This window comes from Zavarzinia sp., assembly GCF_041650655.1.
Taxonomy (GTDB): domain Bacteria; phylum Pseudomonadota; class Alphaproteobacteria; order Zavarziniales; family Zavarziniaceae; genus Zavarzinia.
This window is the reverse complement of record NZ_JBAZKR010000062.1, coordinates 15,227-28,003: the sequence shown is the minus strand read 5'-3', so window position 1 is coordinate 28,003 and position 12,777 is coordinate 15,227. Positions and strand designations below refer to the sequence as shown.

Genomic DNA, 12,777 nt, shown 5'->3' with positions numbered 1-12,777 from the left:
GGACCCAGCCACCCCCGGCGTGGAGATCGGCCAGGGCCGCGACCTGGGCTTCGGCCGTCTGGAGCCGGAGGCCGGGCACGCCGTCCGCATCGATGCCGTGGATCGCCGCCAGCACCCGGCCGCATTGGCCCGCGAGCGCCGGCCTGACCGCGGCGAAGGCGGGATCGCGCACGATCTTGTGGCCCAGGGTCTCGCCCGCGACGAAACCCATGACGAAGCCCCGGCCGAGCCCTTCCGTGCCGTCCAGCAGGGCGGCGACGGCAGGCGAGGGCACGCCGGCAGCACCCGCGAGGCGCATCAGCCCGGCTTCCGTCTCGATCCCGGCGGCGAGGTCGAAATTCCAGGTGGCGGCTGGCGTCCGGCGCAGCACGAAGCTCTCGGGGCTGCCGTCGGGGGCCGTGCCGTCGATCCGCCAGCTCTCCTGGCTGGCGCCGCCGGACAGGCGCCGGCAAGCGGCGATGACGGAAAGACCGAGCGGGGCGAGCAGAAAGCAAAGCGTCTCCGGCGTCGGCACGGCGACGTCAGAGGGCACCGAAACCGATGGGTTTTCGGCCCTGGGCATTCACTCTCCTCCCGCTGATCGGTGCTTGTGCCGATCTCTTTTCCGCATTATTAAAACATCGTATTAACAATGCAAGCCCAAAGGGCGCATGAGGGAGGAAGAACATGCAGGAACGGATTCCGCTCGCCGTGGCCAATGCCCTGGTCGATCCGCTGGTCTTCGGCAAGCCCGATCAACTGCACGAGAATTACGCCTGGCTGCGCGCCAACATGCCCCTCGCCGTGGCCGAGCCGGAGGGTTACGACCCCTTCTGGGCGGTCACCCGCCATGCCGACATTCTGGACGTCAGCCGGCAGAACGCCCTGTTCCATTCGGCCGACCGCTCGACCACCATCGTGAACAAGGAAGGCGATGCCTTCGTCCGCAAGCTGACCGGCGGCAATCCCAACCTGATCCGCTCCCTCGTGCAGATGGATCCGCCGGACCATCCGAAATACCGCGCCCTGACCCAGAACTGGTTCATGCCGCAGAGCCTGAAGAAGATCGAGGACCGGGTGCGCGCGATCGCCGAGGCGGCGGTGGCGCGCTTCCTCGAAAAGGGCGCGCGGGAGTGCGATTTCGTCGCCGAATAGGCCCTCGGCTACCCCCTCCATGTGGTGATGGAGATCCTGGGTGTGCCGGCCAAGGACGAGGCCCGCATGTTGCAGCTCACCCAGGAATTGTTCGGCCCGCAGGACCCGGACCAGGCCCGCACCCTGCTCTCGGCCATGGACATCGAGCAGATCGTCATGATGCTGCAGGCGACGGTCGCCGATTTCGAAGCCTATTTCCGGGTGATCAGCGAGGACAGGCGGAAGCACCCGCGCGACGACCTGGCGACCGTGATCGCCACGGCCATGGTCGACGGCAAGCCGATGTCCGACCTCGAATCGATGAGCTATTACATCATCGTCGCCACCGCGGGCCACGACACCACCTCGTCCTCGACCGCGGGCGCGCTCTGGGCACTGGCCGAAAACCCGGACCAGTTCGCCCTGGTGAAGCAGGACCCCACCCTGGTGCCGGGCCTCGTCGACGAGGCGATCCGCTGGACCACGCCGGTCAAGACCTTCATGCGCTCGGCGACCGAGGACACCGAACTGGCCGGCCGCAAGATCGCCAAGGGCGACTGGCTCATGCTCTGCTATGCTTCGGGCAACCGCGACGAGGCGGTGTTCGAGGATCCCTTCGCGTTCCGCGTCGACCGCAAGCCGAACCGCCACCTCGCCTTCGGTTACGGCGGGCATCTGTGCCTCGGCCAGCATCTCGCCAAGATGGAGATGCGGCTCCTGTTCGAGGCCCTGTTGCCACGCCTGAAGTCCCTCGAACTGGCGGGCGAGCCCCGCATGTCCGAAGCCAATTTCGTGAACGGGCCGAAATCCCTGCCCATCCGTTTCGAGATCGCCTGAAGAGCACTGATGACCGACGACCATTCGCCCCGCGGCGGCGACACGCGCGAGAAGATCAAGCAGGCGGCCCGCCGCCTGTTCGCCGAGCGGGGGATCGACGCCGTCTCGATCCGCGACATCACCAAGGCCGCGGGGCAGAAGAACGCCGGTTCCGTGAACTACTACTTCCGTTCCAAGGAAGCCCTGATCGGCGAGCTGATCGCCGATGTCGCCGCCATCGTCGAGGTCGAGCGGAACCGCCGGGTCGATGCCATGGAGGCGGCGGGCGGCCCGCACGACATGCGCGAAGTGCTGGCCGTGCTGATCGACCTCTCGCCCCTGGAAGACGAAGTCGCGCCGATCGGGGAGGACGCCATCCGCTTCATGAAGCGGGTGATGGCGAGCCACAGCGAACTCCTGTTCGAGGCGATCCATTTCGATCTCGACACCGCGACGCGGCGCTGCGTCGCCCATCTGCGCCGCCTGATGCCGGCGATGCCGCCGGTTGTGGTCGGGCTGCGCATCAGGCTCGCCATGCTGCTCGCCTTCGCCGGCCTCTCCTCGCGCGAAGCGGCGGTGGTTTCGCCCGATCTCTGGCCCGCCGGCTGGACCGCGCCGGTCGCCGACGCCAATCTGATCGACGCCCTCGAAGGCCTGCTCACCCAGCCGCCTTCGGCCGAAGCGATAAACTTAACCGAATAGCGAAGTTTCTGCTCGCGGCCCCGGTGTCGGCGTGATACTTAATCACATGGTTAAGTCATCCGCCGCCCTCGACCTGCTCTATTCGGCGCTCGCCGATCCCAGCCGGCGCGCCATGGTGCAACGCCTGGCCAAGGGACCGGCGACGGTGAGCGAGCTCGCCTCGCCGCTCGCCATCTCGCTGCCGGCGGTGACCAAGCACCTGGCCGTGCTGGAGGCGAGCGGCCTGGTCGCCAGCGCCAAGACAGGCCGCGTGCGCACCTGCCGGATCGATCCCGCCCGCCTGGCCGAAGCCCAGGTCTGGCTGGCCGAGCAGCGCTCGGTCTGGGAGGCGCGTTTCGATCGGCTCGATCAATTCCTGCTGAACGGGGAGGACAGCGATGAACGACAATGAGCACATCCTGGAAATCTCGCGCTACCTGGCGGTCCCGCGCGCCCGGGTCTGGCGTGCCTGGTCGGAGCCGAAGCTGCTGGCGCAGTGGTGGTGCCCCAAGCCCTGGACGACCGAGGTGCGCGCCTTCGATTTCCGGGCCGGCGGCGATTTCTACACTTTCATGCGCGGTCCGGCGGAGACCGGGGGCGAGAGCGACAACCCCGGCTGCTTCCTGGAAATCGTGCCGGAGCAGCGCATCGTCATGACCTCCATGCTGACCGGCGGCTGGCGCCCGGCGGCCCCTTGGCTGCCCATGACCGCCATCTTCGAGATGGCGGACGAGGGGGAGGGCACCCGCTATACCGCGCGCTGCATCCACCTCGATCCGGCGGGCGCCCGCAAGCACGAGGAAATGGGCTTCTTCGAGGGCTGGGGCACCTGCATCAGCCAGTTGGAGGCCTTCGCCCAGGGTCTCTGACCGGGCCTCGCTTGCCAGGCTTCGAGGCGGCGGGTTAGGCTGGGGCATCGTGAAAATTACCGATTACCTTGCTCGCAGCCATCTCACCCTGACCGAATTCGCCCGCCAAGCGGGCGTTTCGGTCGCCGCCATGAGCCGCTATGCCAGCGGCCAACAGATCCCCCGGCCGGACGCCATGAGGCGCATCGCCGAGGCATCCGCGGGCGCGGTCGGCCCTGCCGACTTCTACGCCCCCCAGGGCGAGCCTCCGGACCCCGTGGCCCATGCGCGGCAGTTCCTGGAACGCCATCCCGAAATCCGCCAGATCGACCTGATCGTGCCCGACACCAGCGGCATCTGCCGCGGCAAGCGCGCCTCCCGCGGGGAAGCGATCGAGGTGATCGAGCATGGGCTCAAACTGGTCGGCTCCCTCTTCGGCCTCGACATCCACGGCGAGAATGTCGAAGAGACCGGCCTCGGCATGGATTCGGGCGACCGCGACCAGATCGCCGTGCCGGTCGACGGCCGCATCCTGCCCATGACCTGGGTCGGGCCTGAAGCAGCGCAGATGCTGCTCACCCTGCTCGACGAGGACGGCTCGCCCTTCTATGCCGATCCGCGCCAGGTGCTGGGCCAGGTCCAGGCCCGTTTCCGCGAGCTGGGTCTGACGCCCGTGGTGGCCTGCGAACTCGAATTCTACCTGATCGACCGCGAGCGGAACGCGGCGGGCGGGCCGCAGCCCGTGCCCTCGCCCTTCACCGGCCGGCGCGACTGGTCGACCCAGGTGCTCTCGCTCGACGAGATGGACGCCCATCGCGGCGTGCTCTCGGAGATCACGCAGGCGATGGAGGCCCAGGGCGTGCCGGTCACCGGGGCGCTCTCCGAATATGCGCCGGGGCAGTTCGAGATCAACCTGCACCATGTCGCCGATGCCCAGGCCGCCTGCGACCATGCCGTGCTGTTCAAGCGGGCGGTGCGCTCGGTCGCGCGCCGCCACGGCATCGATGCGACCTTCATGGCCAAGCCCTATGGCAACATCTCGGGTTCCGGCCTCCACGTCCATGTCAGCCTGGTCGACGACAAGGGCCGCAACGTCTTCGCCGCCGGTTATCCGGAGGCGGAGACGCGGCTGCGCCATGCCGTCGGCGGCGTCATGAAGGCGATGCAGGAATCGATGGCGGTCTTCGCCCCCAACGCCAATTCCTTCCGCCGCTTCCAGCTCGGCTCCTATGCGCCGGTGGCGCCTTGCTGGGGCTTCGAGAACCGCACCGTCTCGATCCGCGTGCCGGGCGGCGACGGCAAGGCCCGGCGGATCGAGCACCGGGTCTGCGGCGCCGACGCCAATCCCTATCTGGCGGTCGCGGCGATCCTGGGCGCCATGCATCACGGCCTGGCCCAGAGCATCGATCCGGGCCCGCCGGTCGAAGGCAATGCCTACGACCTGATCGCGCCCAGCCTGCCGCGCCATTGGCCGATCGCCCTCGACACCTATGACGACGGCCTGATCCTGCCGCGTTACTTCGGCGAGCGTTACCACCAGCATTACGGAAGGCTGCGCCGCGCCGAATTCGAGCGCTACGAGGCCGAGGTCAACCCCCTCGACCACGCCTGGTATCTCGACAAGCTGTAGGCCCCGCCGCCCAGAGGAGGCACGACGATGATGCGAGCGCTCGAAACCAGGGTTCCGCCGCTCGCCGTGCTGGCCGTCTTCGCGGCGGCGATGGAGGGGATCGCGCTGGTGTCGCCGTCCTGGTCGTGGCGGTTCGCGGGGCAGGGCGTGGTGGCCGTCGTGGTCGCCGTCGCCGGCGTCGTGGTCATCGGCCTCGGTGCTTTCGGCTTTCGCCGCCATGGAACCACGCTCAACCCCGTCGCGCCCGAGACGGCGAGCACCCTGGTGACCTCGGGCATCTACGGCATTACCCGCAACCCGATGTATGTGGGCATGGCGCTCGGCCTGCTCGGCTGGGCCGTGTGGCTCGGCCACCCGGCGGCGGCGCTCTTGGTACCGGGCTTCGTCGCCTATCTGACCCGGTTTCAGATCATGCCCGAGGAACGGGCGATCGGGGCCAAATTCGGGGCCGCCTTCGATGCCTACCGGGCGCGGGTGCGGCGCTGGCTCTAGTGCAGTGTCGAGCGGAAGAAGTTCCAGAGCACGGTGCCGGTGTCGATGTCCTGGTTGGCACCCCCGACGATGCGGCCGATCAGCGGGCCGACGCGCAGGCCCGGTGTGATGTGTCCGCCATCATGCACGATGTAGAACAGCGACTGGTCGCCCCCGGCGCAGGGCGCCCGGCGGCGCAGCTCGACCCAGGAGCCGTCGCGCCGATCGAGATCGGGCAGGCGCTCACTCGTCTCCGTGCGTGGGCAGCCTGCCTTGTCGGCGAAGAAGGCGAAGGTCTCGGCGGCGGAATAGAGGGCGGGTTGGACCTGGCCCCGCTTCGTGGTGCCCGCCGGCTGGCCCTCGAAGGGTACGATCGGATCGGCGGTACCGTTCAGGGAGAGCCAGGGCAGCGCCTTGCCCGGCTTGCAGCCCGCCGCCTGATCGGCCGGCAGGTCGGAGATCATATTGGCCCCGGCGCGCAGCAGGCGGCCCGCCGTACAGGCGAAATGCATGGCCATGAAGCCGCCGTTGGAGGGGCCGGCGATGAAGACGGCATTGCGGTCGCCATGGTCGCGGGCGATCACGTCGGCAATCACCGACGAGATGAAGCCGATGTCGTCGGCGCTCGACGGCGCGTCGCCGGCGATGGTGGAACCCCGGCCGTCGTTCCAGTGGCGATCGATGCCGTCGGGGGCGGCGACGATGAAATGCTCGCTCCGGCCGAGGGTGGGCAGGCTGGTCTGGCGCCAGATCTGGCGGGCGTCCTGGGTCCCGCCGTGGAGCAGGACCACGACCGGAAAGGGGCCATTGCCGGCGATCGGCTGGACCAGATAGTCGCGCGTGCCGTCAGCGGTCTTCATCTGGCGGAGGGTGGCGGCACCGGCGTCGCCCTTGTCCGGAAAGTCGGCCCTCGCCGCGGCAGGCAGCAACAGGAAAACCAGGACCAGAAGCCAGGACCGTGCTGCCGCCATTGCCGCCTCCGTCGCCCCGGGCGACGGTTCAGGCCGCCAAAGCCTCCTCCGCCGCCAGATAGTCATAGCCGAGATCGTGCGCCACCGCCGCATAGGTGACCCGGCCCCGGCACACGTTCAGCCCGCGGCGCAGGTGCACGTCGTCCAGCAGAGCCTGCCGGTAACCCTTGTCGGCGATGGCGAGTCCGAACGGCAGGGTGGCATTGTTCAGGGCATAGGTCGAGGTGCGCGGCACGGCACCCGGCATGTTGGCGACACAGTAATGGACCACGCCGTCGACCACATAGGTGGGGGCGGCATGGGTGGTCGCGTGGGAGGTCTCGAAGCAGCCGCCCTGGTCGATCGCGACGTCGACCAGGACCGAACCCGGCTTCATCGCCTTGACATGGGCCGCGGTGACCAGCTTGGGCGCCGACGCCCCCGGCACCAGCACGGCGCCGATCACGAGATCCGACGCCGGCACCAGCCGGTCGAAGGCGGCGCGGGTCGAATATTGGGTCCCCAGCGCCGGGCCGAAGCGCTTGGCCAGGCGGTCGAGGGCGGTCAGCGAGCGGTCGATCACGGTGACGTCGGCGCCCATGCCGAGGGCCACCTCGATCGCATTCTCGCCCACGACGCCGCCGCCGACCACGAGCACCTTGGCTGGCGCCACGCCGGGTACGCCGCCGATCAAGATGCCGCTGCCGCCATGCTCGCGTTCGAGTGCGCTGGCCCCGGCCTGGACCGACAGCTTGCCGGCGACCTGCGACATGGGGGCGAGCAGGGGCAGGCCGCCCGTGGCGTCGGTCACCGTCTCATAGGCGATGCAGACGGCGCCGGACTTCACCAGGTCGCGGGTCTGTTCCGGATCGGGCGCCAGATGGAGATAGGTGAAGAGGATCTGGCCGGGGCGCAGCATGGCGCGCTCGCCTGCCTGGGGTTCCTTCACTTTGACGATCATCTCGGCGGCGGCGAAGATTTCGGCCGGGGTCGCGGCGATCGTCGCCCCGGCGGCGCGGTAGTCGTCGTCGCCGGCACCGATGCCGGCACCCGCCCCGGTCTCGACCGTGACCTGATGGCCGTGGGCGACGAATTCCTGGACATTGCCCGGCACCAGGCCGACGCGGAATTCGTTGTTCTTGATTTCCTTGGGCACACCGATGCGCATGGCTCGCACTCCGCGCGGGATTTCGCTGGCTGAAATCCTACCCCGGACAGGGCGCAAAGTGCATGCAAAGCTGGACGATGGCAGGGGACGGGGCGCAAGATTCGCGCACAAAAATGCTCTTCTGTGACGGATCTTTGTGCATGGACGGCTTGGACCGCATGGATCTGGCGATCGTCGAGGCGCTTCGCCGCGACGGCCGCATCACCGCGACCGAGCTCGGCGCCCGGGTCGGCCTGTCGCCTTCCGCCTGTTCGCGGCGGGTGCGCCGGCTGGAGGAGGAGGGGGTGCTGCTCGGCTATGGCGCGGCGGTGAACGAGGCGGCGCTGGGCCGGGGCCTATCCGCGATCCTGTTCATCTCGCTGCAGTCGCAGACCGAGGAACATCTTTCCGCCTTCGAGCGGGCGGTGCGCCAATGTCCCAATGTCGTCGAAGGCTATCTGCTCTCGGGCCAGTTCGACTATGCGCTCCGCGTCGTCGCCCGCGATGTCGCGGATTACGAGCGGATCCACAAGGAACAGCTCTCCCGCCTGCCGGGGGTCTCGCGCATCCAGTCCAATTTCGTGCTGCGCAAGGTGGCGGGATAGGCGCCGGGGCCGCAGCCCCGGCGCCCGGACCTCACTTCAGGCTCAGGATATAGTCGATCAGGGCCTCGGCCTCTTCGTCGGTGACGGGCTGGCGGGCGCCTTCGGGCGGCATGTCGTGGGTGCCCCAGTGGTAGGCCACCGGGTCGCGGGTGCCGGTATGGACGATCGGCACGAGCATCAGCTTGGCGTTCTTCAGCCCGGCGAAGCGCCGGCCGATATCGCGGAACGAGGGAGCGATGGTGTCGTGTTTCACATCGTGGCAGACGAAGCAGCCCTTGGCCCGGGCCAAGTCCTCGCCGGCGTCGGCGCGGGCCGGGCCGCCGGCCGCCAGCGCCACGACGAGACCGGCCGCGGCGGCGGCCAGGGTCCGAACAGTCTTGGAGGGGGCGATCATTGCGCTGCTGCGCGGCAGCGTCGGGTGTGCGGACATGTTGAGTCCTCTTGTTATGGGTCCGGTGCCCTGAGATCGATTCGCCGGGCACCGGAAAAACTATCACGACCAGCCGCCGGTGGTCGCGCCCTCTGCGCGGGTCAATAGAAGCGGTCGCGTTGCCACGCGGCTGCCGTGCGCACGATCGTCTCCATGTCGCTGTATCGGGGTTCCCAGTCGAGGATGCGGCGGATGCGGGCGGCATCGGCCACCAGCACGGGCGGGTCGCCGGCCCGGCGCGGCCCGATCGAATGGGGCACCGTCTTGCCCAGCGCCGCCTCGGCGGCGCGGATCACGCCCGCCACGGTGACGCCCTGGCCGGTGCCGACATTCAGCGTCTCGCAGCCGCCGCCGGCCAGCATCCGGCCGAGCGCCACGACATGGGCGGCGGCCAAGTCGACGACATGGATATAGTCGCGCATCGCGGTGCCGTCGGCGGTCGGATAGTCGTCGCCGAACACGGTGAGCGGCTTGCCGGTACCCAGCACGGCCTTGCACAGATTGGGGATCAGATGGGTCTCGGGCTCGTGGCTCTCACCCACCTCGCCATCGAGGTCGGCACCGGCGGCATTGAAATAGCGCAGCACCGTGTAGACCAGGCCATGGGCTTGGGCCATCCAATAGAGCGCCTGCTCGAAGGCGAGCTTGCTGGCACCATAGGGATTGATCGGCCGGGTCGGGTGATCCTCGGCGATCAGCTCGGTCTCCGGATTGCCGTAGACCGCGGCGGTCGAGGAGAAGATCAGGGCCTTCACGCCGGAATCGACCAGCGCCTTGGCGAAGAGCACGGCGGCGCCGACATTGTTGTCGTAGTATTTGGCCGGGTTGGCCACACTCTCGCCGACCAGGCTGCAGGCGGCGAAATGCATGGCGGCGACCACCTCATGCTCGCGCACGATCCGGCCCACGAGGTCGACATCGCGGAGGTCGCCCTCGATCAGCGGCCCCCATTTCACCGCCTCGGCATAGCCGGTCGAGAGATTGTCCAGCGTGACCGGCAGGTAGCCGGCTTGCGACAGTGCCTTGCAGGTCTGCGAGCCGATGTAGCCGGCGCCGCCAGCGACCAGAATGGCCCTCATGAAATGCCCCTACACCCCGTGAAGATCAGGCCTGAAATACAGGCGCCGCATCCTCGGGTCTTTTCAGGACATGTTCAAGACGGCAGGGCAGGCCTCAGTTGCCGTGGCCGCGGGCGGGTCCGTGCGATTTGGCGGACGGCGGGCCGCGGCGCAGCCGGGACGGGCCGCCCGGATGGGGACCGGCGTGGGTCTGCGGACCCGGGCCGCGGTGAGGCCGCTTGGGCGGGCGCGGCTGATCGTCGCCCCCGGGGCTGGCGGGTTCGATCCTGATCTTGGGGTCGCGTGCGCGGCGCACGGATTCGGCGAAGCCCTCGGCCATCGCCGGCGCCACCTCGAAGCGGGTGTCCTGATCGAAGATGCGAATGGCGCCGATGTCCTGCTTGGTCACGCTGCCGAGCCGGCAGATGATCGGCAGCAGCCAGCGCGGATCGGCATTGCTGCGCCGGCCGACATTCATCGAGAACCAGACGCCGCCGCCCATGCCGTCGGGCGCAGGGGCCACGCGTGGGCCGCGGGCCGGCGGCGAGGCGTCATCGCTCAGCTCTTCCGGCGCCGGCAGGTCGCGGCGGCGCAGGCGCAGCAGGGCGGCGGCCAGCTTCTCCGGCCCGAAGCGGTCGAGCAGGGCACGCGCCAGCACCAGATCGTCCTCGCTCGGCTCTTCCGCCAGCAAGGGATCGGCGAGCAGGCGTTCCTGATCGAGCTGATGCACTTCCTCGGCGGTCGGCGCGCCCGACCAGGTGACCTTCAGCCGGCTGCCGAACAGGAGCTGCTCGGCCCGGCGGCGGCGGTGGTGGGGCACGACCAGCACGCAGGTGCCCTTGCGCCCGGCACGGCCGGTGCGCCCGCTCCGGTGCAGCAGGGTCTCGCGGCTGTTGGGCAGCTCGGCGTGGATCACCAGGGCGAGGTCGGGCACGTCGATGCCGCGCGCGGCGACGTCGGTCGCGACGCAGACCCGCGCCCTGCCGTCGCGCACCGCCTGGAGGGCGTGGCTGCGCTCGGCCTGGGACAATTCGCCGGACAGGGCGACAACGGCGAAGCCGCGTTCCTGCAAGCCGGCATGGAGGTGGCGCACGGATTCCCGCGTGGTGCAGAAGATCATCGTCGCCCGCGCCTCGTAATAGCGCAGGATGTTGACGACGGCGTGCTCGACCTCGTTCGGGGCGCAGCGGACGGCGCGATAGTCGATGTCGCCATGGGCCTCGCCCTTGGCGGTCGCCTCGATGCGCAGCGCGTTCTTCTGGTAGTGGGTCGCCAGCGTCGCGATCTCGGGCGCGATGGTCGCCGAGAACAGCAGGGTGCGCCGGCTCTCCGGCGTGGCGTCGAGGATCGCTTCGAGGTCTTCGCGGAAGCCGAGGTCCAGCATCTCGTCCGCTTCGTCGAGGACGGCGGCGCGCAGTTCCGAGGTGACCAGGCGGCCGCGCTCGATATGGTCGCGCAGGCGGCCCGGGGTGCCGACCACGATGTGGGCACCGGCCGAGAGCGCATGGGCCTCGCGCCGGACGTCCATGCCGCCGACGCAGGAGACGACGCGGGCGCCGGCCGGGCCATAGAGCCAGGTCAGTTCGGCGTGGACCTGCATGGCGAGCTCGCGGGTCGGAGCGATCACCAGGGCGATCGGGGCGAAGCGGGGGGCGAAACGCTCGGCGCCGTCGAGCAGCGTCTTGGCGATGGCGAGGCCATAGGCGACCGTCTTGCCCGAGCCGGTCTGGGCCGAGACCAGGAGGTCGCGGCCCTCGGCATCGGGCTCGAGGACGGCGCTCTGCACCGCCGTCGGCTCGGCATAGGCGCGGGCTTCGAGGGCGCCGTTCAGATGGACATTGATGAAGGGAAAGGGCATGTGGCCTCGGCCGCGCCGGAATTCGGGGGGCGATGTATGGGGAGGGAATGGCCGCATCGCACAGGCAAAGGCGGCTCGTTGCCGGAACCCATACAGGAAGTTGCTCCCAAAGACCATGCCCCGCGGCGCATGGGCGCCGTCCCGTTACGCAGGGACGGCGCCTTTTCCGTCCATTTCGAGGCAGCCGAGGCCGGCCAGGCTGGCCCGCGCCGCCTCGAACGCCGGTGTATGCGGCTCGGTACCGAGGAAATCGCGGAGCCGCCGATTGTCCAGCCGGAGCGGAATCTGCCAGAGATAGCGCATCTCCCAGAGCTCGCGGAACAGGGGCACGAAGGGCCGCGCCAAGCCGACCACCGCCCAGGGGAAGGTGCGGATCGGCAGTTCCGGCCGGCCCGCCGCCTCGCGCACGACATGGGCGATGTCGATACCCCGTTCGAACCAATGGCCGCCGAAATGGAAGCGGGCGAAACGGGGCAGTTCCGCTTCGCGGTCGAGCAGGCGGGCGAAAGTCTCCGCCACGTCGGGCAGATAGGCCCAGGCATGGCCGACGTCGGGCGCGCCCGGATAGGTCACGCGGGCGAGCGGGCGGCCCGGCATGACGATGCCCTGGCCGAACCAGGAATTGCGTGAAGCGGGGCCGAAGAAATCGCCGGCGCGCAGGATCAGCACGGGCAGGCCGCTCTCTTCCAGCGCCCGTTCCAGGGCGATGCGGATCCGGCCCTTGCGGGTTTCCGCCGCCTGGGGCGCGTCTTCGGCGATCAGGCCGCTCACCGCCCCGAAATTATAGACCGTGCCGGGCAGCAGGATGCGCGCCCCGCTCGCTCGTGCCGCCGCGATCGTATTGGCCATCATGGGCAGCACCAGCGCCTGCCAGTTCCGGTAGCCGGGCGGGTTCACGGCATGGACGATCGCCTGCACGCCCGCGGCCGCCGCGATCACGTCGGCGGCACTCATGGCGTCGCCCCGGCGCCAGTCGAACCGGCTGTCCGCGGCCACCCGGGCCGGATCGCGGTGGAGGGCGCGGATGCGCCAGCCGCGCGCCGCCAGGGCGCGTGCCGTCTCGCCGCCGATGCCGCCGCTGGCGCCCAGGATCAGGGCCGTTCTGGTCTCGCTCATGGTCTGTCTCCGTCTTGGTGGCGACAGGATGGCGCTGGCTCTATACAAGAAAAA

General features: G+C 69.3%; 15 protein-coding genes. 8 read left to right on the top strand and 7 right to left on the bottom strand.

All coding sequences use genetic code 11. The annotated features are described in order from the left end of the window. On the bottom strand, positions 1-562 hold a 562-nt coding region (locus tag WC493_RS14685; protein ID WP_373066281.1), incomplete at its 3' end, for a phosphotransferase. A gap of 104 nt (positions 563-666) precedes the next feature. Between WC493_RS14685 and WC493_RS14680 the strand changes: the two genes are divergently transcribed. Genes WC493_RS14680 through WC493_RS14650 form a run of 7 tightly spaced genes read left to right on the top strand, consistent with a single transcriptional unit; the run spans position 667 to position 5,580 of the window. After that, complete coding sequence (locus WC493_RS14680; RefSeq protein ID WP_373066280.1) at positions 667-1,134, top strand: hypothetical protein; 468 nt, start codon at positions 667-669, stop codon at positions 1,132-1,134. 27 nt (positions 1,135-1,161) lie between these two features. Beyond that, on the top strand, positions 1,162-1,950 hold the full coding sequence (locus WC493_RS14675) for a cytochrome P450 (RefSeq protein ID WP_373066279.1): 789 nt from the start codon (positions 1,162-1,164) through the stop codon (positions 1,948-1,950). A 9-nt stretch (positions 1,951-1,959) separates the two neighbouring features. Next, the gene (locus WC493_RS14670; RefSeq protein ID WP_373066278.1) at positions 1,960-2,631 is read left to right on the top strand and encodes a TetR/AcrR family transcriptional regulator; all 672 of its coding nucleotides are present in this window, start codon (positions 1,960-1,962) and stop codon (positions 2,629-2,631) included. 46 nt (positions 2,632-2,677) lie between these two features. Then, positions 2,678-3,022, top strand: a complete 345-nt coding sequence (locus WC493_RS14665; protein WP_373066277.1) for an ArsR/SmtB family transcription factor — start codon at positions 2,678-2,680, stop codon at positions 3,020-3,022. Next, complete coding sequence (locus tag WC493_RS14660) at positions 3,009-3,479, top strand: SRPBCC family protein (RefSeq protein WP_373066276.1); 471 nt, start codon at positions 3,009-3,011, stop codon at positions 3,477-3,479. The genes WC493_RS14665 and WC493_RS14660 overlap by 14 nt, the downstream gene beginning before the upstream one ends. 49 nt (positions 3,480-3,528) lie before the next feature. Next, complete coding sequence (locus WC493_RS14655; RefSeq protein WP_373066275.1) at positions 3,529-5,088, top strand: helix-turn-helix domain-containing protein; 1,560 nt, start codon at positions 3,529-3,531, stop codon at positions 5,086-5,088. Positions 5,089-5,115: 27 nt separating this feature from the next. Beyond that, positions 5,116-5,580 carry an isoprenylcysteine carboxylmethyltransferase family protein gene (locus WC493_RS14650; protein WP_373066274.1) on the top strand — a complete coding sequence of 155 codons (465 nt, stop codon included), beginning with the start codon at positions 5,116-5,118 and terminating at the stop codon, positions 5,578-5,580. Here WC493_RS14650 and WC493_RS14645 read toward each other — a convergent pair. Then, complete coding sequence (locus WC493_RS14645; RefSeq protein WP_373066273.1) at positions 5,577-6,530, bottom strand: PHB depolymerase family esterase; 954 nt, start codon at positions 6,528-6,530, stop codon at positions 5,577-5,579. The genes WC493_RS14650 and WC493_RS14645 overlap by 4 nt on opposite strands. A 28-nt stretch (positions 6,531-6,558) precedes the next feature. Further along, a complete protein-coding gene (ald, locus tag WC493_RS14640; protein WP_373066272.1) occupies positions 6,559-7,677 on the bottom strand; it encodes an alanine dehydrogenase in 1,119 nt (372 codons plus the stop codon). 140 nt (positions 7,678-7,817) lie between these two features. Between ald and WC493_RS14635 the strand changes: the two genes are divergently transcribed. After that, complete coding sequence (locus WC493_RS14635; RefSeq protein WP_373066271.1) at positions 7,818-8,261, top strand: Lrp/AsnC family transcriptional regulator; 444 nt, start codon at positions 7,818-7,820, stop codon at positions 8,259-8,261. 31 nt (positions 8,262-8,292) lie between these two features. On the opposite strand, the gene WC493_RS14630 is transcribed toward WC493_RS14635, so the two are convergent. From WC493_RS14630 to WC493_RS14615, 4 genes are all read right to left on the bottom strand, one after another. Continuing rightward, positions 8,293-8,691: a c-type cytochrome gene (locus WC493_RS14630; protein WP_373066270.1), complete on the bottom strand. Its 399-nt coding sequence runs from the start codon at positions 8,689-8,691 to the stop codon at positions 8,293-8,295. Positions 8,692-8,792: 101 nt separating this feature from the next. Beyond that, positions 8,793-9,770 carry a UDP-glucose 4-epimerase GalE gene (gene galE / locus WC493_RS14625; protein ID WP_373066269.1) on the bottom strand — a complete coding sequence of 326 codons (978 nt, stop codon included), beginning with the start codon at positions 9,768-9,770 and terminating at the stop codon, positions 8,793-8,795. A 94-nt stretch (positions 9,771-9,864) separates the two neighbouring features. Beyond that, entirely contained in the window at positions 9,865-11,607 is a 1,743-nt protein-coding gene (locus tag WC493_RS14620; RefSeq protein ID WP_373066268.1) for a DEAD/DEAH box helicase, read from the bottom strand. A 144-nt stretch (positions 11,608-11,751) separates the two neighbouring features. Next, positions 11,752-12,723 (bottom strand): NAD(P)H-binding protein, encoded by a 972-nt coding sequence (locus tag WC493_RS14615; RefSeq protein ID WP_373066267.1) that lies wholly within the window; start codon positions 12,721-12,723, stop codon positions 11,752-11,754. Positions 12,724-12,777 lie beyond the last annotated feature (54 nt).